Raw genomic sequence first — 24995 nt, forward strand, 5'->3', positions numbered from 1 at the left:
TCGCCGAATGCTGGCTTCCCGGATGATCACCGGCGCTGCGCGCCAGCATTCGGCGGGCGTGTGGCGACACAAGCGCCATGATGGCGTCGAGGTCAGCGCCGACATCTCATCGCATGCGCTGACGTATTCGGGGCAGCCAGGCATCTTCATGCTGGCCAACGACGTCACCGACCGGATCAACGCGGAGACCGAAGCGCGGCGCTCGAAGCAGATGCTGGAATCGCTTATCGACAACATCCCGCAGCGCATTTTCTGGAAGGATCTCGATTCGCGCTATCTGGGCTGCAACTCCGCGTTTGCCCGCGATGCCGGGCTCGCCAGCAAGGAACAGGTCGTCGGCATGACCGATTGCGCGTTGCCGTGGGCCGCGTCCGGCAAACTGCTTCGCGCCGAGGACAATCTGGTTATCGCGACCGGGCAGCCGGTCATGAATCAGGAACGGGATTTTTTTGTCGGCGGCGAGTTGCGGACGTCGTTGACGAGCAAGCTGCCGTTACTCGACGGGGCGGGACGGATCATCGGCGTGCTGGGTTCCTACGACGACATTACCGGCCGCAAGCGCTCTGAACTTGCGCTGCGCCTGCAAAGCCGGGCACTCGACGCGTGCGTGAACGCCGTGCTGATCACTTCGACGACTGCCAAGGGCAACGTGATCGAATATGCGAATCCGGCGTTCAAGCGCATCACGGGTTACGACCCGACGGATATCGTCGGCCGGGATTGCCGTTTCCTGCAGCGCGAGGATCTCGAACAGGAAGGGCTCAACGCGATCCGCGCGGGTCTCGCTGCGAACCGCGAAGTAAGCGCGGTACTGCGAAATTATCGAAAAGACGGCGTGCTGTTCTGGAATCAGCTTCTGGTCGCGCCCGTACCCGATGCAAACGGGCAAACGACGCATCACGTGGGCGTGATCAACGACGTCACCGAAGTCATCCGATACCAGGAACAGCTCGAATATCAGGCCAACTACGACGCTCTTACGCGCCTGCCCAACCGCAATTTGCTGCGCGACCGGCTGCAGGACGCGATCGAGCGCGCGCGTGCTGGCGACACGACGCTCGCGGTGGTTTTCGTCGATCTCGATGGCTTCAAGAACGTCAATGACAGTCTCGGGCACAGCATGGGTGATCGTCTGCTGTCCGTGGTCGCCGAGCGGCTTGCGCGGTGCGGCCGTACGGGCGACACCATCGCACGTCACGGCGGCGACGAGTTCGTCGCGGTGCTGCCCGACATTGCGTGCGAGAGCGCGCTGATCAGATGGATGGAGCGCGTGCGCAGCGCGATTTCAGACCCGGTATGGCTCGACGGAACGGAGCTGTACGTGGGCTGCAGCATGGGCGCTAGCCTCTTCCCGCAAGACGGCGCGGACGCCGAGACCGTGCTCAAGAAAGCGGATCTGGCGATGTATCGCGCGAAGGACATGGGGCGCAACACCTACCAGTTCTATCAGCCTGAAATGAACGCGAATGTGGGCGCGCGAATGAACGTCGAACTGCGTTTGCGGCGTGCGTTGCGCGATGGCGAATTCCTGCTGCACTACCAGCCTCAAGTCGATCTCAAGACCGGCGATGTCGTCGGCATGGAGGCCCTTGTCCGCTGGATGGACCCGGAGTTCGGGCTGGTATCGCCGAATTCGTTCATTCCCATCGCGGAAGAATGCGGGCTGATCGGGCCATTGGCCGAGTGGGTATTGCGCGAAGCGTGCCGGCAAAACAAGGCGTGGCAGGAGGAAGGCTTGCCGGTCGTGCGGATGTCGGTGAATTTGTCGGCGCGGCAGTTCCAGCAGCGCGACATCCGGGAACTGGTGACGTCGGTGTTGACCGAGACGGGGCTCGAGCCAAAGTTCCTGGAGCTGGAGCTGACCGAAAGCGCAATCATGCACAACGCTAATGAAGCGGTGACCACTTTGTCCGATCTGGCGGCGCTCGGTGTTGGGATCGCCATCGACGACTTCGGCACCGGGTATTCAAGTCTCGCTTATCTCAAGCGTTTTCCGGTGCACCGGCTGAAGATCGACCGCTCGTTCGTTGCGGATATCGGCACGCCGAGCGGCAACGAGACCATCACGTCGGCGATCATCGCGCTCGCGCATTCGCTCGAATTGCAGGTGATCGCAGAGGGCGTGGAAACGTCGGCGCAGCTTGATTTCCTGATTGCCCGCGACTGCGACGAAATGCAGGGCTTTTTCTTCTCGGCGCCGCTGCCGGCCGAGGATATCCCCGGGCTCTTGCACAACAGCCACAAGTGGACCGCCGCGCGCAACGGAACGCCCGGCAGCGTGGGTCAGTCGAGGGCCGGCAAGGCGCGCGGACGCCGGTCGCTGTCGGTCGCCACATAAGTCAGCGTCGCTTCGGTCACCTTGACGACGTCTTGCGCGAGGCTCATGCGCTGCGCGTAGACCTCGACGGAAACCGTCACCGAGGTATTCCCCGTCTTCACGATATCCGTATAAAAGCTCAGCAGGTCGCCCACGAAGACGGGCTGCTTGAATACGAATGAATTGACGGAGATGGTCGCCACGCGCCCGTTCGCGCGCCGGCTCGCCGGGATCGATCCGGCTATGTCCACCTGCGCCATGATCCAGCCGCCGAAGACATCGCCGTGGACGTTGGCATCGGACGGTTGCGGCACTACGCGCAGTGCGACCGGCTTGTTCGGGAGTTGCAAAGAATCGGTCACGAGCTTGAGTTCCATGAAAAAGGTGGCGCTTTCGCGTTCCGGCTGTAAAGCGCGCCGTTGCGCCTTCTGCGACAATGCAGGATTAAACGATGTTGCCCCGCGCATGAGCGATCTTGACTCGTTTAGCGGGCTTTTAGCACCGAGTGCTACGCCCGCTTTACCAGCCGGCCGCGCGGGGTAATCATCGAATTGTACGGGAAAGCCCGCATTCTGAGACGGGCGCCCGCCCCCGATACATCCTGTGTCCAGCGTCGTTTCAGTATGCGGCGCGGACCTCTGCAGACCTCGAATCCATGCGCCGCAATTCGCCCTCCGAACCTGTTCCCCTTGCCAAAGGTCCGCGCAACGACTGGCAGACCATTCGCTCGCTGCTGCCGTACCTGACCACGTACAAATGGCGCGTGGCGTTTGCACTCACGTGCCTGATCGGCGCGAAGGTGGCGAACCTGGGCGTGCCGATCGTGATGAAGAAGGTCATCGACAGCCTCAGTTCCATCCAGCATCTGACCGCGCTCGGACGCGCGCAGGATTCGGCGGCGATCATCCTGATCAGCGGCGTGGGATTGCTCGTGGTGGCATATGCAATTGTGCGTCTGTCGACGTCGCTTTTCACCGAATTGCGCGAGATCCTGTTTGCGAAGGTCACCGAAAGCGCCGTGCGGCAGCTTGCGCTGAAGGTATTCCGGCACCTGCATTCGTTGTCGCTGCGGTTTCATCTCGAACGGCAGACCGGCGGCATGTCGCGCGATATTGAACGCGGCACGCGCGGCATTCAGCAACTCGTTTCTTATTCGCTTTACAGCATCCTGCCGACGCTCGTTGAAGTCGGCCTCGTGCTCGGCTTTTTTGTGACGAAGTACGAAGCGTATTACGCCGTCGTCACGCTGATTGCGCTCGCCACGTACGTGGTCTTCACGATCAAGCTCACCGAATGGCGCACGCATTTTCGCCGCACCATGAACGAGCTCGATTCAAGGGCGAATTCACGCGCTATCGATTCGTTGTTGAACTACGAAACCGTGAAGTACTTCGGCAACGAGGAATGGGAAGCGCAGCGTTACGACGAAAATCTGCTTCGATACCGCGCGGCGGCGATCCGCTCGCAACGGTCCTTGTCGGTGCTCAACTTCGGACAGCAGTTCATTATCGGCACGGGACTCGTGTTCATCTTGTGGCGCGCAACGCAAGGCGTGATTGCAGGACGCCTCACGCTCGGCGATCTCGTGCTGATCAACACGTTCATGCTGCAGCTTTATATTCCGCTGAATTTCCTCGGCGTGGTGTATCGCGAACTCAAGCAGAGTCTCACGGACATGGACCGCATGTTCACGCTGCTTGGCGCCGGTCGGGAAGTGCCCGACGCGCCCGACGCGCTGCCGCTTGCCGTCAACGGTGCGCAAGTGCGCTTCGAAAACGTGAGCTTTTCCTACGAGAGTTCGCGGCAGATCCTGCGTGACGTGGACTTCACCATTCCCGCAGGGACCACGACTGCGGTGGTCGGCCACAGCGGTTCAGGCAAGTCGACGCTTGGCCGATTGCTCTTTCGTTTCTATGATCTGGAGCGCGAGCAAGGCGGACGGATTCTGCTCGATGGCCAGGACATTCGCGACGTCACGCAGGATTCACTGCGCGCGGCGATTGGGATCGTGCCGCAGGATACGGTGCTCTTCAACGATTCGATCTACTACAACATTGCGTATGGCCGGCCATCGGCTTCGCGCGATGAAGTGATCGCGGCGGCGCGCGCAGCGCATATTCATGATTTCATCGAAAGCTTGCCGGCCGGGTACGAAACACCGGTCGGTGAGCGCGGGCTGAAATTGTCGGGTGGCGAGAAGCAGCGCGTGGCGATTGCGCGGACGCTGTTGAAGAACCCGCCGCTCCTCATCTTCGACGAAGCCACGTCCGCGCTCGATTCGAAATCCGAACGCGCAATCCAGCATGAACTCGATCTGATCGCACGGGAACGTACGACGCTGATCATCGCGCACCGGTTGTCGACGGTCGTGCATGCGCAGCAGATCATCGTGATGGATCACGGACGCATTGTGGAGCGCGGGACGCACGCGGAGCTGGTGCGTGCAGGAGGGCTGTTTGCGCAGATGTGGGCGTTGCAGCAGCAGAAGGCGGCGGAGCCGGCGGACTCCATAGAAGCGGTGCGGGCATGAAAAAAAGCGTCGATGCCGGCGAAAGGCATCGACGCTTCTTGGTTTGGGCTGCTTGACGTTATTCCGTGGCGTGCACCAGCGTGCCGGAACCGCCCGGCCCAACGCCGACCATTTCCGGCGATGCCCACGTAAGCCACTGCGTACGCAGCGCCAGCAGGAAGCCGAACGCGAACACGGCCAGCACGCCGAACGTCGCGAAGCCCATTTGATAGCTTCCGGTACTTTCCCTCGCCATCCCCATGATCACGGGCAGATAGAACCCGCCAATCCCGCCCGCAGCGCCAACAATTCCGGATAACAATCCCGTTTTGCCTTTCCACCTTTGCGGCACGAGCTGGAACGTCGAGCCATTGCCAAGCCCGAAGCACAGATAAAGGCAAACCAGCAACGCTATACCGCCCGCCACCGGCGGCATCCAGATAGCAAAAGCGAAATCAGCCGCCGCGATCACAGCAAGCAAGACGAGCAGCGCACGCACGCCCGTGACGCGATCGGCAAGATACCCGCCAAACGGCCGCACAATAGCGCCGAGCGCTGCGAGCATCGCCATGAAGAGGCCGGCTTCGATCTTCGGCATTTGATAAAGATTGGTCAGCAGCAACGTCACATACGAAGACATGCCGACAAACCCGCCGAACGTGATGCTGTAGATCAGCATGACGACCCACGTATCGCGCTCGCCAAGCACCGCGCGATAATGTTTCGGCAACACGGCAATGGCGAGCAACGCGCCCAGCACCGGCAACAACAGGACGCCCGTGCGTCCCCCGCCGAACACGCCGCCATACACCGCCAGCACCAGGGCGATCAAACCGGCTAACGTGATCCCGAAGCTGACCATCGCGCGCGAGGTGCTGCCGCTTTTCACCCCGCTATCCGATGCCCACGCAAACAACGCAATTGCCGTGATGGCGAGCAGGGGCAATGCGGCGGCGGTCGCCATCTTCCAGCCGAAGGCATCGGCGAGATGGGGGAAAAGGAAACCGTCGAGCACCGCGCCGATATTGCCCGCCGCAGCCAGCCCGAGAACCAGGCCCTGGACTTTCGGCGGATAGTTGCTGCCGGCCATCGGCAACGCAACTGCGAAGCTTGCGCCGCCCATGCCGAGAAACACGCCGAGAACCAGCAGCAGCGAATACGACGGTGTGCCCGACAACAGCGGCAGCACGATCGTCGGAACGGATGAAAGCAGCACGCCCATTAGCGCGACACGGCGGCCATCGGTAGATTGATACAGGTTGCCGAGCGTCACGCGCAGGATCGCGGCGGCGAGCACCGGCACCGCGACGAGGAAGCCTTGCTGCGCGGCGGTCATTGTGATGTCTTTGCTGATGAATGGTGCGAGCGGACCGTAGAGCACCCAGACGGTGAAGCCGGTATCGAAGTAGAGGAAGCACGCAACCAGCGAACGCCAGTTGCCGCTCTTCAGGGATGTGATCAGGTTTTTCATCGGGTCCTCGGAGTGGGACTGCAACGCGGAGCCGACGAGAATTTGCAAGCATCATGCCAATCAGATCCATCTTTTCAGCCAATGTCTCCAGAACGTATGTCAGCGCGCCTCAGCGTTTTGATCTGTCCCAATCGCCCTACCAATCGCACGCAACACCACGCACCGATACCACTTCCCCGCAGCACCGCCCATGTGCGGCCAGCGTGACAATGGTGCGAACCGTTCATGCGCAACGGTAAAATGCCGATGCGTCCCTGAACGCACCCCAACCAGCCCCAAGGCGCAGCATGGAACTGAAATGGCTCGAAGATTTCGTCTCCCTTGCGGAGACGCGTAGTTTCAGCCGGTCGGCCGAAATGCGGCATATCACGCAACCGGCGTTCTCGCGCCGCATCCAGGCGCTCGAAGCGTGGCTCGGCACGGACCTGATCGACCGGTCGGTGTATCCGACGCGCCTGACGCAGGCCGGACAGGTCTTCTACGAACAAGCCCTCGCGATGCTTTCTCAGTTTCACGAAGCACGCACGCTTTTGCGCGGACAGACCGGTGTGCCCGATGCAACCATCGACTTCGCGGTTCCGCACACGCTTTCGCTGACCTATTTCCCACGATGGCTGCAGCACATCGAAGCGCGGCTCGGGCGCATCAACACGCGTTTGCGCGCGCTCAACGTGCACGACGCGGTGTTATCGCTGGTGGAAGGCGGCTGCGATCTGGTGATGGGCTATCACCATCCGAGCCACCCGGTCGCGCTCGATCCCGCGCGCTACGACATGCTCACGCTGGGCGCCGAATTGATCAGCCCGTTTTCATCGGTGAATAAAGGCGGACGGGCGCGATATGTCTTGCCCGGCGCCGCCGATGCCCTCATCCCGTATCTCTCGTACACGCCCAACGCCTACCTTGGACGGATGACGGAGGTGATCATCGCGACATCGCCGGCGCGGCTGTACCTTGAAAAAGTCTACGAAACCGATATGGCCGAAGGGCTCAAGGCCATGACCCTCGCCGGCCACGGCGTGGCGTTCCTGCCGCACAGCGCGGTCGCCAATGAAGTCGATGAAGGCCTCCTGATCCGTCTGGACCGTGGAACGCGCGGCACGCCCGCCGGTCAATTCACGCTGACCATGGAAATCCGTTTGTATCGTGACAAGATGGCGTCAAAAGGCGATGACCCGCGCCAGGCGCTGATGCGAAATCTCTGGGAAGCGGTCGGGGAGGAGATCTCCCGGTCGGTTGAAACCCAAACCCCGTAAGCGTTTTCGGCGTTATGCAAGATAAACATAACGCAATGATGAAACGGCATTGGATTTCAATAAGCGAATTTTCGACAATGAACGTATTCCACACAACGTTGGAGCTTCAATGTCTTCGCAGCAACCAGAACATCCTGCAGCCGTTGTTCAACACGCCATCCCGTCTTATCTCGATTCCACCCATCTCGGCCCCTGGGGCAACTATCTCCAGCAAGTCGACCGCGTCGCGCCGTATCTCGGCTCGCTGTCGCGCTGGATCGAAACCCTCAAGCGCCCGAAGCGCATCCTGATCGTCGATTGCCCCATCGAACTCGATAACGGCACGGTCACGCACTTCGAAGGTTATCGAGTGCAGCACAACATGTCGCGCGGACCGGGTAAGGGCGGCGTGCGATACCACCAGGATGTGACGTTGTCGGAAGTGATGGCGCTGTCGGCGTGGATGTCGGTGAAGAACGCGGCGGTGAACGTGCCGTACGGCGGCGCGAAAGGCGGTATTCGCGTCGATCCGCGCACGTTGTCGCGCGGTGAACTGGAACGCCTGACACGCCGCTATACCAGCGAAATCGGCATCATCATCGGGCCGAATCAGGATATTCCCGCGCCCGACGTGAACACCAACGAACAGATCATGGCGTGGATGATGGACACGTACTCCATGAACCAGGGCCAGACGGCAACGGGCGTGGTCACCGGCAAGCCGATCTCGCTGGGCGGCTCGCTCGGCCGCAAGGAAGCGACCGGACGCGGCGTGTTCGTGGTCGGTTCGGAAGCGGCACGCCGGATCGGCTTTGATATCGAAGGTGCACGGATCGCGGTGCAGGGCTTTGGTAACGTCGGCGGGATTGCGGCGCGCCTGTTCCAGGAAGCGGGTGCGAAAGTGGTTGCGGTGCAGGACCACACGGGGTCTCTCTACCAGTCGTCGGGTATCGATGCAGTCGCGCTGTTCGATCACGTAGCCAAGCATGGCGGCGTAAGCGGCTTCGAAGGCGCCGATGTGATCGGCAAGGACGAGTTCTGGACCATCGAAAGCGACATCCTGATTCCGGCCGCGCTCGAAGGCCAGATCACGGAAGAAAACGCGGCCAAGATCCGCACGAAGATCGTGGTGGAAGGCGCCAACGGCCCGACCACGACCGCAGCCGATGACATCCTCCACGACAAGGGCATTCTCGTGATTCCCGACGTGGTCGCGAACGCCGGCGGCGTGACGGTTTCGTACTTCGAGTGGGTGCAGGACTTCTCGAGCTTCTTCTGGACCGAAGATGAAATCAACCAGCGCCTCGAACGCGTGATGCGCGAAGCGTTCGCTGCGGTGTGGACTGTTGCAAGCGAGCACAACGTGTCCGTGCGGACGGCGGCGTTTATCGTGGCGTGTACGCGGATTCTTCAAGCTCGCGAAATGCGCGGCCTTTATCCATGATTTTGGTCTCTGAGAACGTTTGCGTGCGCGGCCTTTCATGAGGCCGCATTAAAGCAACAAACGCATCAATTGCCCGGTGGTGTCTCGAACGACACCCCGGGCTTTTTGCGCAAGAAATAAAAGAACTGAAGAGACGAACCACGATGACCGAAAAGTCGTTAAAGTGCGCGCTGCGCAAGGCATACAGCGGGTGTCTCAAAATTATCAAGTGTGGACAACATTCATTCTTTCAAATTTATTACCCTGCTAAAATTGCCCCGGTTTTCAAGGAGATCACGACCATGAAGTTTAAAAAAGCCGCACTGCTGCTCGCTGCATTGGGTGTTTTTGCCTCAGGCGCGCAAGCGCAAAATAACGACACGCTCAAGAAGATCAAGGATTCAGGAAATATCTACCTGGGCTTCCGCGAATCATCGATTCCGTTCTCGTATTACGACGACAAGCAACAAGTCATTGGCTACTCGTATGAGTTCGCTTTGAAGGTGGTCGACGCCGTCAAGGAAAAGCTCAACATGCCGAACCTGAAGATCCAGCAGAAGTCGGTGACGTCGCAAAACCGCCTGCTGCTCGTGACGGGTAATCAGATCGACCTCGAGTGCGGCTCGACCACGAACAACCTGGAGCGTCAGCAACAAGTCGCGTTCTCCAACACCATCTTCGTGATCAGCACGCGCCTGATGACCAAGAAGGATTCGGGGATCAAGGACTTTGCCGACCTGAAGGGCAAGACGGTCGTGACGACCGCCGGTACCACGTCCGAGCGCCTGCTTCGCAAGATGAACCAGGACAAGAGCATGGGCATGAACATCATCAGCGCGAAAGATCACGGCGATTCGTTTTTGACGCTGTCGACGGGACGCGCCGTTGCCTTCATGATGGATGATGCGTTGCTGGCCGGCGAACGTGCGAAGTCGAGCAACCCGCAGGACTTCGTGATTGTCGGTGCGCCGCAATCGCGTGAAGCGTACGGTTGCATGCTGCGCAAGAACGATCCGGAGTTCAAGAAGGTAGTCGATGACGCCATCGCCAAGGTCGAAACCTCGGGCGAAGGCGACAAGATCTACAAGAAGTGGTTCGAAAGCCCGATTCCGCCGAAGGGCCTGAACCTGAACTTCCCGGAAAGCGACGACATGAAGGCTCTTTTCAAGAGCCCGAACGACAAGGCTATCGACTAATCTCGATCTCGTCTGGATTGATGGAAACGGAAGGAGCGCTGCTTCTTCCGTTTTCTTTTGGAGGGAGTTCATGTCCTACCACTGGAACTGGGGCGTTTTCCTAAGCCCTGTCTCGACCGGCGAGCCGACAACCTATCTCGGCTGGCTTATTTCCGGTTTCTGGGTGACCGTCACCGTGTCGCTTGCGTCGTGGGTCGTGGCGCTCGTCGTGGGTTCGTTGTTCGGCATTCTGCGCACGCTGCCCAACCGCAAACTTGCGGCTGCCGGCACAACGTATGTCGCGATTTTTCGTAACATCCCGCTGCTCGTGCAGTTCTTCATCTGGTATCTCGTGATACCCGAATTGCTGCCGCCATCCATTGGCAACTGGTTCAAGCAACTGCCGCCCAACGTGCAGTTCTATACATCATCCATTCTCTGCCTGGGGCTCTTCACCGGCGCTCGCGTGTGCGAGCAAGTGCGATCGGGCATTGCCACGTTGCCGCGCGGACAGCGCGCCGCGGGCCTTGCAATGGGCTTTACCGAATGGCAGACGTACCGGTACATCCTGATGCCGGTCGCGTATCGCATGATCGTGCCGCCGCTCACGTCAGAGTTCCTGAACGTGTTCAAGAACTCGGCGGTGGCATCGACCATCGGTCTGCTCGAGTTGTCGGCGCAAGCGCGGCAACTCGTGGACTACACCGCACAATCATACGAGTCGTTCATTGCCGTCACGCTTGCCTACATGCTGATCAATCTGGTCGTCATGCAACTGATGCGCTGGGTCGAAGCGAAGACCCGGTTGCCCGGCTACATTGGAGGCAAGTAATGCATCATTTCAACTGGAGCGGCATAGTCAGTTCGCTGCCCACGCTGTGGACCGGCGCCATCATCACGTTCAAGATCACGCTGCTCGCGCTCGTGTTCGGGATCCTGTGGGGCACGGTGCTCGCGTTGCTGCGGCTTTCGGGCGTGAAGCCGCTCGAATGGTTTGCGAAGGCCTACGTCACGCTGTTTCGATCGATACCGCTCGTCATGGTCCTGCTGTGGTTCTTTTTGATCGTGCCGCAATTCCTGCAGAATGTGCTGGGTTTATCGGCGGAAGTCGATATTCGCCTGGCCTCCGCCATGGTCGCGTTCTCGCTCTTCGAAGCTGCGTACTATTCGGAGATCATTCGCGCGGGCATCCAGGCGGTATCGCGCGGTCAGGTGAACGCGGCGTTCGCGCTCGGCATGACCTACATGCAGTCGATGAAACTCATCATCCTGCCGCAGGCGTTTCGCGCAATGGTGCCGCTCTTGCTCACGCAGGCTATCGTGTTGTTCCAGGATACGTCGCTTGTGTACGTGATCAGTCTTGCGGATTTTTTCCGCACGGCGACGAACGTGGGTGACCGCGACGGGACGACCGTCGAGATGGTGCTGTTCGCTGGCGCCTGTTATTTCGTGGTGTGCCTGGCTGCATCCGGTCTGGTCAAAAGTCTTCAGAAAAAGGTCGCTCGATGATCTCACTCAAGAATGTTTCGAAGTGGTATGGCCCGTTTCAAGTGCTCACCGATTGCACGACGGAAGTCAAAAAAGGCGAAGTGGTCGTGGTGTGCGGTCCATCGGGATCGGGCAAGTCGACGTTGATCAAGACCGTGAACGGACTCGAGCCGTTCCAGAAAGGCGAGATCACGATCAACGGCCAGTCGATAGGCGACAAGAAAACGAATCTGTCGAAGGTGAGGGCGAAGGTCGGCATGGTATTCCAGCACTTCGAGCTGTTTCCGCATTTGTCGATTGTGCAGAATCTGACGCTCGCGCAGATCAAGGTGCTTGGGCGTTCAAAGGACGAAGCAACGGCGAAGGGATTGAAGTTGCTGGATCGCGTGGGTCTCTCTGCCCAGGCTGATAAATTCCCCGGTCAATTGTCCGGCGGTCAGCAGCAGCGTGTGGCGATTGCACGGGCGTTATCGATGGATCCGATCGCCATGCTTTTCGACGAACCGACCTCCGCGCTCGACCCGGAAATGATCAACGAAGTGCTCGACGTGATGGTCGAGCTGGCGCAGGAAGGCATGACTATGATGTGCGTGACACACGAAATGGGCTTTGCGAAGAAGGTGGCGCATCGTGTGATCTTCATGGACCGCGGCCTGATCGTCGAAGACGACAAGAAGGAAGCGTTCTTTGAAAATCCGAAGTCGGATCGCGCCAAGGACTTTTTGGCAAAGATCCTGCATTGAGGTTGATGCGCCGGGGCGTGAGCATGCCTGGGCACATCATGCAAAAAAAGGCCGTTCTCAACTTACATTGGGAACGGCCTTTTTCATTCATTCATGCACTTTCGTATTGTCCTGCGTCACCGCATCGGCCGCATTCTTCTTCACGGACTCGATGCCGGCATCGCGCGCCGACGTGCTGCTATACGACTCGCTCACACCGATGATCTCGTGATTGCCCGCTTTCAGGTTGAAGTACGGCGCGCCGCTTTTATCGGTCTTGCGCTCGTAGCGTTCATCGAGCAGCGCGTTGGTTTTCACCGATGCAATCCCGTGTTCTGCGGAAGCCCGCGTCACGTACATTTCGCTTTTGAGGATGGGTTCGCCGTTGCCGGCGCGAAGATTGAAGTAGAACTGGCCGTTGCGGGCTTTATCGATGACGAACTTTCCTGACATGGCATGTGCTCCCGGATGAGTGGAACGAGCGTGAGTTCAGGCGATCTTCAAAGGGTAATTCTATTCAATGCCGAGTTCTGTTTCCACGTCGGCGGTGGTTTCAATCGTGTCCGCCCGCAGCACCGATTCAACGCAAACCTTGCATAACGGCTCGCGCGCTTTTTCCGCGACGTCAGCCGGAACCGGCACGTTGACCGTTTTCAGCAGTGCGCCGTGCTGGAACAACGCGAGATCGCCCGGCTCGAAACGGGTCCAGATTTCGTCGTCCGTGAGTGGCGACGTCGCGATCACCGCCACGCGATCTTCCGGCGTGGTGTACTTCGCAAAGTCGATGGACATGTCGGCATCGATCAGATGCGCTGTGGAGAACGGCCAGCTCCGCACCAAATAGTACAAATGCGTCGAGCAATGTGAGAACAGCGCCTGACCATTCGACATCAGGAAGTTGAATACGCCGAATTGCGTGATTTCCCGCGTCAGTCTTTCGAGCGCCGCGAAGAGTTCGTCGAGCGGCGGCTGGCAGCCGGGAAACTCTCGCCGCAATCCTTGCAGCAGTGCGCAGAACGCGAGTTCGCTGTCGGTTGTGCCGACGGGCTGATACTGGCCGTTCAGGCAGGGCTTGTAATTCTTCAGGTCACCGTTGTGCGCAAAGATCCAGTGGCGGCCCCACAATTCGCGCATGAACGGATGGCAATTTTCCAGCAGGATATGGCCTTGCGTCGCCTTGCGGATATGCGCAATCGTGTTCTTCGACTTGATCGGATAGCGTTTCACCATCTCGGCGAGCGGCGAACTGGCCGACGACTGGTGATCGATGAAAAGCCGGCACGCCTTGTCTTCGAAGAATGCGATGCCCCAGCCGTCTGCATGATGGTCAGTCACGCCGCCACGCGCCGCGAACCCGGTGAACGAAAAGGTCACGTCCGTGGGTTCCGCGCAGTTCATTCCGAGAAGTTGGCACATTGCTGGGGCTGCAGACTGGGTGAATGGAGCTACCCGTTACAATACGGGGTAACCAGAGCATAGCACCGACGAAACCGCCAAATAATTCGCGTCGTCGGGCCGCGGGCGGCATCGTTGTTGAATTTCCACGGTGCAGGCTGGCCGCGGGGCAAAGTTACCGGTTTGGGAACGCAACCAAGAAAGTCAGCGCGCCGCCAGCCCGATTCCGTTTTCGTTATCCGATTTTTTCATCGTCATCACGCCAATGTCCGCTTCCGCTCCCTCCGTCGTATCGACCGTTTCTGTTGATTCCGTGACGCTTGCGCGTCCTGACGACTGGCATTTGCACGTGCGCGACGGCGCCGTGCTCGCCGCTGTCTTGCCGCATACCGCGCGCCAGTTTGGCCGAGCGATCATCATGCCGAACCTGCGGCCGCCAGTGACCACGACCGAAATGGCCGCGGCGTATCGCGGGCGGATTCTGGCTGCTTTGCCGAAAGATGGCCCGGGCGCAAAGTTCGAACCGCTGATGACGCTGTATCTCACCGATAACACCCCGCCCGACGAGATCCGCCGCGCGCGCGAAAGCGGCTTCGTGCATGGCGTGAAGCTTTATCCTGCGGGCGCGACGACCAATTCAGATGCCGGCGTGACGAGCATCGCCAAGTGCGCAAAAACGCTGGAAGCGATGCAGGAGCATGATCTGCCGCTGCTGGTTCATGGCGAAGTGACTGACCCGGCGATCGATATGTTCGATCGGGAGAAGGTGTTTATCGACCGTGTGATGACGCCTTTGCGTCGTGATTTTCCGGCGCTGAAGGTGGTGTTCGAGCACATCACGACCAAAGATGCCGCCGATTACGTCCGCGATGCCGACGGCCCGACCGGCGCCACGCTGACCGCGCATCATCTGCTGTACAACCGCAATGCGCTCTTTGTTGGCGGGATCCGGCCGCATTACTACTGTTTGCCGGTCTTGAAGCGCGAAACGCACCGTGTGGCATTGCTGGCGGCGGCGACATCGGGGAATCCGCGGTTTTTCCTCGGCACGGACAGCGCGCCGCACGCGAAGGGCTTGAAAGAGCACGCTTGCGGGTGCGCAGGCTGTTATACGGCGTTGCATGCACTCGAGCTTTATACCCAGGCCTTCGATCAAGCCGGCGCGCTCGACAAGCTCGAAGGTTTCGCGAGCTTCCATGGCGCCGATTTCTACGGCTTGCCGCGCGCTGCGGAGCAGGTGACGTTGCGCCGCGAGGAATGGACGTTGCCGGCCGAATTCATGGCGGGCGAGAATGAAATCGTGCCGCTGGGCGGCGGTGAATCAATAGGCTGGCGGCTGGTTTAAAGCCGCGCCCCGCATGTCTGATCCGGCGCAAAACGCTGGCCGACCGGCCGGATTGTTCGATGCCCGGCCAGTGCCGGGTTTCAGCGACATCGACTGGTCGCGCGGGTGGCTTGCGCCGCTGGCCGATCGCGGCACACGCTGGCAGCAGTCAGCGCTCGAAAGTTATCCGGCATACCTCTCTACGCTGAACGCCGATGCACGCGCCGAACCGCGCGTGACGGGGCGTGGAAAGGTTTTATCGTTTATTGCGCAGGACGATCTGCCTGCGGGCGCGTCGTATGAAGGGCACATCGCCGCGACCGGCTGCGTTCCGACGCGCCACAATCTGCATGATTTCTTCAATGGCGCGATGTGGTTCCAGTATCCGCGCATCAAGGCTGCGTTGAACGCGCGCCAGGCCACCGAAATCGATGCACTCGGTATTGGACCAAGCCGCGGCGCCGCCCGCGATGCCCTTACACTCTTCGATGAAAACGCCATCCTGTTCGCCTGCGCCGACCCGCTGCTCGCCGCGGCGCTTCGGGCGTTTGACTGGCGCGCTGTGTTTATTGGACATCGGGCGGCCTGGGGGCAGGCTTGCGAAGCGCACATCTTCGGCCACGCGCTGCTGGAAAAGCTGATCACGCCATACAAGGCGTGCACGGGACACGCGTGGATCGTGGAGGTCGAGCCGACGTATTTCCTCGCCGCCGATGCCGAGCGCCGCGTCATCCTCGACCTGCACGTGTCCGACCGCCTTGCCAGCGAACCCGTTTCCAGCCGATGTTTCACCCCGCTGCCCGTGCTGGGCGTGCCGGGATGGTGGCAGGAGAATGAAGCGCGCTCCTTCTACGACGACCCGCACGTTTTCCGGCCGGGCCGCCGGCGGATCGGGGCTTGATCGGCGGCATCCGTACGATCCGCTCATGCTAAAATTCGCCTCGCAAAGCAGGCCAGGCAGTCGCGGCTGAACCGGTTTCGGCCGGGGAGGGCGAGGAAAGTCCGGACTCCAACAGGCAGGGTGATGGCTAACGGCCATCCGTGGCAACACGCGGAACAGGGCAACAGAAAGCAAACCGCCGATGGCCCCGGGCGCAAGCCTGGGGATCAGGTAAGGGTGAAACGGTGCGGTAAGAGCGCACCGCGGCTGCTGCAAGGCAGACCGGCACGGTAACCTCCACCCGGAGCAATTCCAAGTAGGCAGGCGCGCATCTTCGAGATGCAGGACGGTGCCTCCGTCTCGTCTGCGGGTAGGGAGCTTGAGCGCGTCAGTAATGGCGCGACTAGAGGAATGGCTGCCACGCGCGTCACGCTTTCGGGCGTTGCGCGCGCACAGAATCCGGCTTATCGGCCTGCTTTGTGACTAATCAGAAAGAAAGCCGGCGTCAGAATGAACTGACGCCGGCTTTTTTTCGTCTTCTGTTGATGTGGCGCGCTTAGCCGGGAACGATATCGAATGAATGCGTCAGTTCGGCCGTCTTCGCGATCATGATCGACGCCGAGCAATATTTATCGTGCGAAAGCGTAATTGCGCGTTCGACGGTCGCCGGATTCAGGTTCTTGCCCGTCACCGTGAAGTGGAAGTGGATCTTCGTGAAGACTTTCGGATCTTCGCTTGCACGCTCGGCTTTGAGCGTCACTGAGCATCCGGCCACTTCCTGACGGCTTTTCTTCAGGATCATCACGACGTCGTATGCCGTGCAGCCGCCGGTCCCCAGCAGGACCATTTCCATTGGACGCGGCGACAGGTTGCGGCCGCCGCCTTCGGGAGCGCCATCCATGGTGACCAGATGGCCGCTGCCCGTCTCGGCGGCAAACGCCATTCCGTCTTGTCCCATCCAGCTAACTTTGCATTCCATGAAAAAACTCCGGTGCCGTCCGGCACGTGTCAATTCCTGCCGATTGTAGCGTTTTAGCTTATTGCTGGATTCATAACTAGCGTTTCCCGGGCGGTTTTTCAATAGGCGTGCTGCGGCGCGGTCGGGCGCGTAAATCGGGAAAATCCCTGCCAGAAGGAGGGAATATCAGCGCCGGGTCGCAGTCCAAAATGAAAGGGCGGCGACTTTAAGTATATGATTCAAAAGATTAATTTAATGGTCGACAGTTTATTTCATTGTTTTACATTATGAAATTCAATCTCACCATGTAAATTTACTTGCTTTGCACAAACCCAGTTCATATACTTGCTCCTGTCTCCTCCACCTCCTCCTAGGTGGATTCAGCCCGAGCCCAAGGCTCGGGCTTTTTTTCGCCTGCTTTTTGTAATGTGTCCGGTGCTGCAGGTCATTCGAGCATGCGCGCGACTCCCAGCCAAGCGGCTAGAGAGGCGCAATTTCGGCTAGTTTGAGCCTCGTGCTCGCTTGTTTTGACTTCGCGCTGAAATTTCCCTTATAATTCAAAGTTCTCTATCCGCACCATGCCCGCGGACGAGAACCAGGGAGAGCCCGCACGCGCCTCGATGCGCACGAACATACAAGCGGGACAAAGCAGGGCAGAATTATTTTTTGGATCGATCATGAAGACGTTTTCCGCAAAAGCCCATGAGGTGACGCGTGAATGGTACGTGATTGACGCGACGGATAAGGTTCTCGGACGTGTCGCCAGTGAAGTGGCCGCCCGACTTCGCGGCAAGCACAAACCCGAGTTCACCCCGCACGTCGACACTGGCGATTTTATCGTCATCATCAACGCCAGCAAGTTGCGCGTCACGGGCAACAAGGGTACTGACAAAAAGTACTACCGTCACTCGGGCTATCCGGGCGGCATCTACGAAACGACGTTCAACAAGATGCAAGAACGCTTCCCGGGCCGCGCGTTCGAGAAAGCCGTGAAGGGCATGTTGCCGAAAGGTCCGCTCGGCTACGCTATGATCAAGAAGCTCAAGGTCTACGCTGGCGCAACGCATCCGCATACGGCTCAACAGCCTAAAGCGCTCGAGATCTAAAGGGAGCCCATATGATCGGTAATTGGAATTACGGTACGGGCCGCCGCAAGAGCGCCACTGCCCGCGTGTTCATCAAGTCCGGTACGGGCGTGATTATCGTCAATGGCAAGCCCATTGCTGATTATTTCTCGCGCGAAACGTCGCTGATGATCGTGCGCCAGCCGCTCGAACTGACGAGCCACGCCACCACGTTCGACATCAAGGTCAACGTGAACGGCGGCGGTGAGACGGGTCAGGCCGGTGCAGTTCGCCACGGCATCACGCGCGCGCTGATGGACTACGACGCAACGCTGAAGCCCACGCTGTCGCAAGCCGGCTTCGTTACCCGCGATGCTCGTGAAGTCGAACGTAAGAAGGTTGGTTTCCACAAGGCACGTCGCCGGAAACAATTCTCGAAGCGTTAAGCTGTCTGGCGTTTCGTCGCTGTTGTTGCTTTGGTGGCGAAATTGCTTGGAAAGCCGTCTGCGTGTATGCGCCGGCGGCTTTTTTCGTTACGGCAGCCGCTGACCGATGAAGATCGAATCAAGCAGCCGCGGCAAATTCGGAATAGTGTGGCGCGATAGCCTATTGATTACATGGGCTTCCAGCACGATATTGAGATCAGCCCTACAATAGTCCCTAGAAGCTTTTTTGGAGAGTTCGAATGAACGCTGTCACCGATACCCCCACGACCGAAATGCCCCTGCCGTTCGTTTTCACGGACGCAGCCGCTGACAAGGTCAAGCAACTGATCGACGAAGAAGGCAATCCGGAGCTGAAGCTGCGTGTGTTCGTACAAGGCGGCGGCTGTTCGGGCTTCCAGTATGGCTTCACGTTCGACGAAGCCATCAACGAAGACGACACCGTAATGGATAAAGCAGGTGTTCAGTTGCTGATCGATTCGATGAGCTATCAGTACCTGGTTGGCGCCGAGATCGACTATAAAGACGACCTGAACGGCGCCCAGTTCGTGATAAAGAATCCGAATGCGACCAGCACGTGCGGTTGCGGATCGTCGTTCTCGGCCTGATTCCGGTTGGCGTTCACGGTTGGATGTTTTGATGAACGGAGCCTTCGGGCTCCGTTTTTATTTCCACCGGGCGGATCATTAGCGCAGCTCGGCGTGGCCTAGCGCAGCTCAGCGCGGATAGATGGCACCGAGAACCCGTTCACCTGCGGCACCGGTTACGGCCGCCACGTTCCCCGCTTCGCGTGCCACGCAGCGCATTGCCAGCCATGCGAACGCCAACGCTTCCACCTGCTGGGGCGGCACACCGAGCGCGTCGGTCGTCATGACGGGCACGCCGGACACGCCAGTCTCGGCGAGCGCCTGCTGGATTGCATTCATGAGTACCGGGTTGCGTGCGCCACCACCGCACACATAGACCGCACGACAATCGGATGCATGCCGTTCAATCTCCCGCGCGATTGTGGTCGCCGTGAGAGCGACGAGCGTCGCTTGTACGTCTGCAGATGAAACCGTGTCGAATCCCGCGAGCTTGGCATCGAGCCATGCGGGGTTGAACAAATCACGCCCCGTGCTTTTGGGCGGGCGCTGTGCGAAGAATGGTTCATCGAGAAGATTGTTCAGCAACGAACGGTTCACTTGTCCTTGCGACGCGAAATGGCCGCCTTCGTCGAACGGACGATTCAGATGGCGATGCGCCCATTCGTCAAGCAACGCATTGGCCGGACCGCAATCGAACCCGTGCACTCCGCCACCCGCCGATAAAACCGTGATATTGCTGATGCCTCCCAGATTGCAGACCACGCGGGTTTCGTTCTTCGAACCGAAAACCGTCGCGTGAAAGGCCGGGACAAGCGGTGCGCCCTGGCCGCCGGCAGCGACGTCGCGGCTGCGAAAGTCCGCAACGATATCGATGTTTGTCATCTCCGCCAACAACGCGGGATTGTTGATTTGCCGGGTATAACCCTTCTCCGGCCGATGCCGCACCGTTTGCCCGTGGACCCCAATGGCGCGAACCTTTGCCGCCGAGTAGCCGCTCATGCTCGCCAGTTCATGGCAGCACACCGCGTAGCGTGTGGCCAGCGCGTTTGCCGCCAGCGCCTCGCGTTCCAGTTCGTTGTCCCCGGGCGCCTGGAGAGCGAAAAGCGCTTCACGCAGGCCTTCCGAGAACCCCACATGTGCCTCGCCGAGCACAATGGGTGGCTTACCCGCGGTGAATTGCACGGCAACGCCGTCCACGCCATCCATGCTCGTGCCGGACATGAGCCCGAAATAGACACCATCCGCTGCGCTGCCTGCTTCTACCGCCTCACTACGTCGCGCCACGTTGTCTCTCCTTTTCGATGCATTCATGCGGTCAAAACGGCCGCCACGGATAGATTATCCACGCAACGAAGCGCGTCGTTAAGCCGTCAGCCTCGACGTTAGCCATTCGGCCATGTTTACGCTCAAGATCCGCGCTCGTTGCCGCCGAAACCTGGCCGAATGGCTAACGCGCGGGGAAAACGGGGCGAACGCTCACGACATCACGTAAAATCCGATCCCTGAACCAAGCGAAAGCCGCGCTGATTTCGCGCTTGCCAATCAGCGCAGCAGAGCCGCAGCGCCGCGACCATTACCCGACGCGCGCCTTGTCCGCGTCCCGAACAAATCATCCGAGAAGTTGCAAGCATGACCACAGAACCGAACGACTCTCCGGCTTCGGCTGCGAAAACCTTGCCCCTGACCGACGAAGTGCAGGCTGCGCTTGCCATCGCGAAACGGGGTTGTGACGAACTGCTCATTGAAGCCGAATTCGCGCAAAAGCTCGCGCGCAGCGCGCTGAGCGGCAAGCCGCTGCGTATCAAGCTGGGCCTCGATCCAACCGCGCCTGACATTCACATCGGCCATACGGTTGTGCTGAACAAGATGCGTCAGCTCCAGGACCTCGGCCATACGGTCATCTTCTTGATCGGCGATTTCACGTCGTTGATTGGCGATCCGTCGGGGCGTAACGCCACGCGCCCGCCGCTGACGCGTGAACAGATCGAGTCCAACGCGAAGACGTATTTCGAACAGGCTGCGCTGGTGCTGGATCGCGAAAAGACCGAGATGCGCTACAACAGCGAATGGTCGATGCCGCTCGGCGCCGACGGCATGATCAAGCTCGCCTCGCGCTACACGGTTGCGCGCATTCTCGAGCGTGAGGATTTTACCAAACGGTATCAGGGCGGCATGCCCATTTCCATTCACGAGTTGCTGTATCCGCTCATGCAGGGGTACGACTCGGTGGCGCTGAATGCGGACCTGGAACTCGGCGGCACGGACCAGAAATTCAACCTGCTGGTTGGACGCGAGCTGCAGAAGCAGTACGGCCAGGAGCAGCAGTGCATCTTGACCATGCCGCTCCTGGAGGGGCTGGACGGCGTCGAGAAGATGTCGAAGTCGAAGCACAACTACATCGGCATCAGCGAGAAGCCAACGGACATGTTCGGCAAGCTGATGAGCATTTCCGATACGCTCATGTGGCGCTACTTCGAACTGCTGTCATTCAGAAGCATGGAAGAGATCGCGAGATTCAAGAGCGAAGCCGAAGGCGGACGTAATCCGCGCGATTTCAAGGTGCTGCTCGGGCAGGAAATCGTCGCGCGCTTCCACTCATCGCCGGATGCAGAGCGGGCGCTTGAAGATTTCAATCATCGTGCGAAGGGCGGTGTGCCGGACGAGATTGCATCGGTGACGTTGAGCGGTGCGCCGCTTGCAATCGGGCAATTGCTGAAACAGGCGGGGCTGGTTCCATCTACTAGCGAAGCGTTGCGAAACATTGAACAGGGCGGCGTGAAGATCGACGGCGCAACGGTGTCGGACAAGGCGTTGAAGATCGAAGCCGGCGAGTTTGTCGTGCAGGTCGGCAAGCGCCGCTTCGCACGCGTCACGCTGACGGCCTGAATCCATGATCGCGCTCATTCAGCGCGTCCTGCGCGCCGATGTTCGTGTTGAAGGCCGCGTGACCGGTGCGATCGATGCCGGGCTCCTGGCGCTTGTGTGCGCCGAACGCGGCGATACGCCGGCAACGGCGGACAAGCTGCTCGCCAAGATGCTGGCGTACCGGGTTTTCAGCGACGCCGCGGGCAAGATGAATCTTCCGGTCCGGGATATCGACGGCAGCGGCCGCCCGGGCGGCGTGCTGCTGGTATCGCAGTTCACCCTCGCCGCCGATACATCCAGCGGCTTGCGGCCGAGCTTCACGCCCGCAGCACCTCCCGACGAAGGCCGCAGGCTCTTCGACCACTTTGTGGCACAGGCGCGCGCCGCGCATCCGGTTGTCGAAACGGGCGAGTTCGGCGCGGACATGCAGGTGTCGCTGGTCAATGACGGACCGGTAACGTTTTGGCTGCAAGTGCGTCCGTGATGCATTCTTTCAGCGCTGATTGAACCCAAGCGCACCTTCTGGACTCCCCATGATTACGCAAGTCCTTTTCATCAGGCACGGCGAGACTGACTGGAATCGCATCAAACGGATTCAGGGCCATATTGATATTCCACTGGGCGCGAGTGGACTTGTGCAAGCTGAACAGCTCGCCCAGCGCCTGTTGCGCGAGTCCCAATCCGGCGCGCGCCTCGACGCGGTCTATTCCAGCGACCTGGAGCGCGCACAGCAAACGGCCAGGCCATTTGCTGAAGCGCTCGGGTTATCGCTGGATTTGAGCCAGGGCTTGCGCGAGCGTTTGTATGGCGACTTCCAAGGTCACGACAGCGCCGAGATTCGTGCCAAATTCCCTGCTGAACATGCGGTCTGGCAGAGCCACGATCCCGATTTCGCGCCGCCAGGCGGCGAGTCTCAACGAGAGTTTTCGACGCGGGTGTTGAAGGCCGTTGCGCCGATCATCGCCGCGCATCCGGGTGGACGGGTTGCGTGTGTCGCGCATGGCGGCGTGCTGGATTGTATTTATCGTTTTGCGCGCGGCATTCCACTTGAAGTGCCGCGCGACTGGCTCTTGCTGAACACGAGCATCAACACAGTGGACTTCGAGGACGGCCATGCGAAAGTCGTGTCGTGGGGGGATGTCGCGCATCTGGCCGCCCCGAGCAGCGACGACGACCTGAAGGAAGTGCCGCGCTGATCCATTAACCGGGCTGGTTGGCGTCCCAAAGATCGCGAACCGGGCCCGCGTCCGGCGCTGCGAGTCCGAAATGACGATACGTCAGCAGCGTGGCAACACGGCCGCGCGGCGTTCGCTGCAGATAGCCTTGCTGGATCAAATAAGGTTCCAGCACGTCTTCAATGGTGTCGCGCTCTTCGCCAATTGCCGCAGCCAGGTTGTCGACGCCGACCGGGCCTCCATCGAACTTGTGCAGGATGGCTTCCAGTAGCTTCCGGTCCATCAGGTCGAAGCCGACGGGATCGACATCGAGCATCTTCAGGGCGGCATCGGCGACATCTGCCGTGATATTGCCGTTCGCTCGCACCTCGGCGTAATCGCGCACACGCCTGAGCAAACGGTTCGCAATACGCGGCGTTCCACGCGCACGCTTTGCAATCTCGAACGCGCCTTCCGGGACGATGTTCGCCTTCAACAGCGATGCCGACCGCGTGACGATTCGCGCCAGTTCGCTCGCCGTGTAAAACTCGAGCCGCGACACGATCCCGAAGCGATCCCGCAGCGGATTCGTCAGCATGCCAGCGCGCGTGGTGGCGCCAACCAGCGTGAACGGCTGCAAGTCCAGCTTGACGCTGCGCGCGGCCGGCCCTTCGCCGATCATGATGTCGATCTGATAATCCTCGAGCGCCGGGTACAAGATCTCCTCGACGACCGGCGAGAGCCGATGGATTTCATCGATGAAAAGTACGTCGTTTTTCTCGAGATTGGTCAGCAGGGCGGCAAGATCGCCGGCGCGTTCCAGCACCGGCCCCGACGTTTGCCGCAGATTCACGCCCATTTCCCGCGCGATGATGTGCGCGAGCGTGGTCTTGCCAAGGCCCGGCGGCCCGAACAGCAGGACGTGATCGAGGGCCTCGGAGCGCCTGCGCGCAGCCTCGATGAAGATCTGCAACTGATCCCGGATCTTTTCCTGCCCGACGTATTCCTCGAGCTGGCGCGGCCGCAGCGCCCGCTCGAACACTTCCTCGTTCGGCGAGACGGGAGTAGCCGAAATGATGCGTTCGGCAGCGAGTTTGTCGGTTTCTATCATGCGTCGATTGTACCGCGTGACTAAAGCACCGAAAGCTGGCCGATCGGCCGACTGTTGGCCGGATCAACAGCGTGGGAGACTAAAAACGTTCCCGCTTGAGCAAGTTCGAGTCGCGCTTGCGCATCAGCGTGTGGGTTGAAACGACAGCGCCTTCAAGGCCAGCTTGATGCCTTCTGAAACGCCTGTCCCGGCGGGGACATTCTTTACCGCCATGAGCGCTTCCTTTTCGGAGTAACCCAATGCCAGCAAAGCGTTCAGGATATCGCTCGCGTGATCCGGGCCCGCCACCGTGCCTGCTGCCGTGCCCAGATCTGCACCGAGCTTGCCTTTCAGTTCCAGTAACAGCCGCTCCGCCGTCTTTTTACCAATGCCGGGCGTTCGCGTAAGGCGTGCGGCGTCCTGCATGGTCACCGCTTGCGCGAGTTCCTGGACGCTCATGCCGGACAACACCGCGAGGGCCATGCGCGCGCCGATTCCGCTGATCTTGAGCAATTCGCGAAAAGTCGTGCGCTCCGGCTGGGTGCCGAAGCCGTACAGCAGATGCGCGTCTTCCCGCACGATCAACTGGGTCAGGAGCACGATCTTTTCGCCGCTGTTCGGCAGGTTGTAGAAGGTGCTCATCGGCACGGCGATTTCGTAGCCTACGCCACCGCAATCGACGAGCAGATACGGCGGGTTTTTTTCAAGCAAGACGCCTGCAATGCGACCAATCATGTTGAGGAACTTGTAATGGAGTTAGCCGACAAGGCGGCCGCGCCGTACGCGCAGGCCTTTTTTAGCCAGCGATGGCGCAATGCCGCCGAGGCATCGCATTCAACACACCACCCACAACCCTGGCGCGAGCGCGCTTGAGCTTCTTCAGCGCATCTGCAAA

Annotated in this window: 24 protein-coding genes, 1 other RNA gene and 1 pseudogene; 17 read left to right on the top strand and 9 right to left on the bottom strand. The window is 59.9% G+C overall.

What is annotated here, in order from left to right; all coding sequences use genetic code 11:
* A partial coding sequence (locus ACRXB1_RS07045) for an EAL domain-containing protein (protein ID WP_449491578.1) occupies positions 1-2338 on the top strand: 2338 nt, incomplete at its 5' end.
* On the opposite strand, the gene ACRXB1_RS07050 is transcribed toward ACRXB1_RS07045, so the two are convergent.
* Positions 2284-2694, bottom strand: a complete 411-nt coding sequence (locus ACRXB1_RS07050) for an acyl-CoA thioesterase (RefSeq protein ID WP_172811905.1) — start codon at positions 2692-2694, stop codon at positions 2284-2286. The two genes, ACRXB1_RS07045 and ACRXB1_RS07050, sit on opposite strands and share 55 nt — an antisense overlap.
* Positions 2695-2972: 278 nt before the next feature.
* Between ACRXB1_RS07050 and ACRXB1_RS07055 the strand changes: the two genes are divergently transcribed.
* Positions 2973-4847: an ABCB family ABC transporter ATP-binding protein/permease gene (locus tag ACRXB1_RS07055; protein WP_449491579.1), complete on the top strand. Its 1875-nt coding sequence runs from the start codon at positions 2973-2975 to the stop codon at positions 4845-4847.
* A gap of 58 nt (positions 4848-4905) precedes the next feature.
* Here the strand turns inward: ACRXB1_RS07055 and ACRXB1_RS07060 are convergent, their stop codons facing one another.
* Positions 4906-6297, bottom strand: coding sequence for an MFS transporter (locus ACRXB1_RS07060; RefSeq protein ID WP_062169108.1), 1392 nt, complete (start codon positions 6295-6297; stop codon positions 4906-4908).
* Positions 6298-6584: 287 nt separating this feature from the next.
* Between ACRXB1_RS07060 and ACRXB1_RS07065 the strand changes: the two genes are divergently transcribed.
* From ACRXB1_RS07065 to ACRXB1_RS07090, 6 genes are all read left to right on the top strand, one after another.
* Positions 6585-7553 (top strand): LysR family transcriptional regulator, encoded by a 969-nt coding sequence (locus ACRXB1_RS07065; protein ID WP_174365058.1) that lies wholly within the window; start codon positions 6585-6587, stop codon positions 7551-7553.
* A 109-nt stretch (positions 7554-7662) separates the two neighbouring features.
* Complete coding sequence (locus ACRXB1_RS07070) at positions 7663-8976, top strand: Glu/Leu/Phe/Val family dehydrogenase (RefSeq protein ID WP_449491580.1); 1314 nt, start codon at positions 7663-7665, stop codon at positions 8974-8976.
* Positions 8977-9257: 281 nt separating this feature from the next.
* A complete protein-coding gene (locus ACRXB1_RS07075) occupies positions 9258-10151 on the top strand; it encodes a glutamate/aspartate ABC transporter substrate-binding protein (protein WP_056355718.1) in 894 nt (297 codons plus the stop codon).
* 70 nt (positions 10152-10221) lie between these two features.
* Positions 10222-10962 (top strand): amino acid ABC transporter permease, encoded by a 741-nt coding sequence (locus ACRXB1_RS07080; protein ID WP_061998419.1) that lies wholly within the window; start codon positions 10222-10224, stop codon positions 10960-10962.
* Entirely contained in the window at positions 10962-11639 is a 678-nt protein-coding gene (gene gltK, locus ACRXB1_RS07085) for a glutamate/aspartate ABC transporter permease GltK (RefSeq protein ID WP_061998420.1), read from the top strand. Before ACRXB1_RS07080 ends, gltK begins: the two co-directional genes overlap by 1 nt.
* Entirely contained in the window at positions 11636-12361 is a 726-nt protein-coding gene (locus ACRXB1_RS07090) for an amino acid ABC transporter ATP-binding protein (RefSeq protein WP_062169110.1), read from the top strand. The genes gltK and ACRXB1_RS07090 overlap by 4 nt, the downstream gene beginning before the upstream one ends.
* A gap of 87 nt (positions 12362-12448) precedes the next feature.
* On the opposite strand, the gene ACRXB1_RS07095 is transcribed toward ACRXB1_RS07090, so the two are convergent.
* Positions 12449-12793 (bottom strand): YegP family protein, encoded by a 345-nt coding sequence (locus tag ACRXB1_RS07095; protein WP_061998422.1) that lies wholly within the window; start codon positions 12791-12793, stop codon positions 12449-12451.
* Between the two features lie 60 nt (positions 12794-12853).
* Positions 12854-13756 carry a class II glutamine amidotransferase gene (locus ACRXB1_RS07100; protein ID WP_086383767.1) on the bottom strand — a complete coding sequence of 301 codons (903 nt, stop codon included), beginning with the start codon at positions 13754-13756 and terminating at the stop codon, positions 12854-12856.
* Between the two features lie 244 nt (positions 13757-14000).
* On the opposite strand from ACRXB1_RS07100, the gene pyrC reads away from it, so the two are divergent.
* The 3 genes from pyrC (at position 14001) to rnpB (ending at position 16422) form a co-directional block, all read left to right on the top strand.
* Positions 14001-15080, top strand: a complete 1080-nt coding sequence (gene pyrC, locus ACRXB1_RS07105; RefSeq protein ID WP_449491581.1) for a dihydroorotase — start codon at positions 14001-14003, stop codon at positions 15078-15080.
* 13 nt (positions 15081-15093) lie between these two features.
* The gene (locus ACRXB1_RS07110) at positions 15094-15960 is read left to right on the top strand and encodes a DUF3025 domain-containing protein (RefSeq protein WP_449491582.1); all 867 of its coding nucleotides are present in this window, start codon (positions 15094-15096) and stop codon (positions 15958-15960) included.
* A gap of 44 nt (positions 15961-16004) precedes the next feature.
* Positions 16005-16422: RNase P RNA component class A (gene rnpB / locus ACRXB1_RS07115), an RNA gene on the top strand.
* 73 nt (positions 16423-16495) lie between these two features.
* On the opposite strand, the gene ACRXB1_RS07120 is transcribed toward rnpB, so the two are convergent.
* Positions 16496-16918: an OsmC family protein gene (locus ACRXB1_RS07120; protein WP_061998424.1), complete on the bottom strand. Its 423-nt coding sequence runs from the start codon at positions 16916-16918 to the stop codon at positions 16496-16498.
* 656 nt (positions 16919-17574) lie between these two features.
* Here ACRXB1_RS07120 and rplM point away from each other — a divergent pair.
* The 3 genes from rplM (at position 17575) to erpA (ending at position 19012) form a co-directional block, all read left to right on the top strand.
* Positions 17575-18003, top strand: coding sequence for a 50S ribosomal protein L13 (rplM, locus tag ACRXB1_RS07125; RefSeq protein WP_031357525.1), 429 nt, complete (start codon positions 17575-17577; stop codon positions 18001-18003).
* An 11-nt stretch (positions 18004-18014) separates the two neighbouring features.
* Complete coding sequence (rpsI, locus tag ACRXB1_RS07130) at positions 18015-18407, top strand: 30S ribosomal protein S9 (RefSeq protein ID WP_031357524.1); 393 nt, start codon at positions 18015-18017, stop codon at positions 18405-18407.
* A 239-nt stretch (positions 18408-18646) separates the two neighbouring features.
* Positions 18647-19012: an iron-sulfur cluster insertion protein ErpA gene (erpA, locus tag ACRXB1_RS07135; protein WP_031357523.1), complete on the top strand. Its 366-nt coding sequence runs from the start codon at positions 18647-18649 to the stop codon at positions 19010-19012.
* Between the two features lie 108 nt (positions 19013-19120).
* On the opposite strand, the gene ACRXB1_RS07140 is transcribed toward erpA, so the two are convergent.
* On the bottom strand, positions 19121-20275 hold the full coding sequence (locus ACRXB1_RS07140; protein ID WP_449491583.1) for an anhydro-N-acetylmuramic acid kinase: 1155 nt from the start codon (positions 20273-20275) through the stop codon (positions 19121-19123).
* Positions 20276-20620: 345 nt separating this feature from the next.
* On the opposite strand from ACRXB1_RS07140, the gene tyrS reads away from it, so the two are divergent.
* The 3 genes from tyrS to ACRXB1_RS07155 are packed head-to-tail and all read left to right on the top strand — an operon-like array spanning position 20621 to position 23052.
* Positions 20621-21877, top strand: coding sequence for a tyrosine--tRNA ligase (tyrS, locus tag ACRXB1_RS07145; RefSeq protein ID WP_449491584.1), 1257 nt, complete (start codon positions 20621-20623; stop codon positions 21875-21877).
* A 4-nt stretch (positions 21878-21881) separates the two neighbouring features.
* A complete protein-coding gene (gene dtd / locus ACRXB1_RS07150) occupies positions 21882-22340 on the top strand; it encodes a D-aminoacyl-tRNA deacylase (protein ID WP_061998426.1) in 459 nt (152 codons plus the stop codon).
* A 49-nt stretch (positions 22341-22389) separates the two neighbouring features.
* Entirely contained in the window at positions 22390-23052 is a 663-nt protein-coding gene (locus ACRXB1_RS07155) for a histidine phosphatase family protein (protein WP_449491585.1), read from the top strand.
* A gap of 4 nt (positions 23053-23056) precedes the next feature.
* Here the strand turns inward: ACRXB1_RS07155 and ruvB are convergent, their stop codons facing one another.
* From ruvB to ACRXB1_RS07170, 3 genes and pseudogenes are all read right to left on the bottom strand, one after another.
* A complete protein-coding gene (gene ruvB / locus ACRXB1_RS07160; protein WP_061998428.1) occupies positions 23057-24121 on the bottom strand; it encodes a Holliday junction branch migration DNA helicase RuvB in 1065 nt (354 codons plus the stop codon).
* A gap of 123 nt (positions 24122-24244) precedes the next feature.
* Positions 24245-24835: a Holliday junction branch migration protein RuvA gene (gene ruvA / locus ACRXB1_RS07165; protein WP_062169122.1), complete on the bottom strand. Its 591-nt coding sequence runs from the start codon at positions 24833-24835 to the stop codon at positions 24245-24247.
* Positions 24836-24856: 21 nt separating this feature from the next.
* A pseudogene (locus ACRXB1_RS07170) lies at positions 24857-24934 on the bottom strand (crossover junction endodeoxyribonuclease RuvC); the annotation flags it as partial.
* Positions 24935-24995 lie beyond the last annotated feature (61 nt).

Source organism: Caballeronia sp. M23-90, from assembly GCF_053574605.1.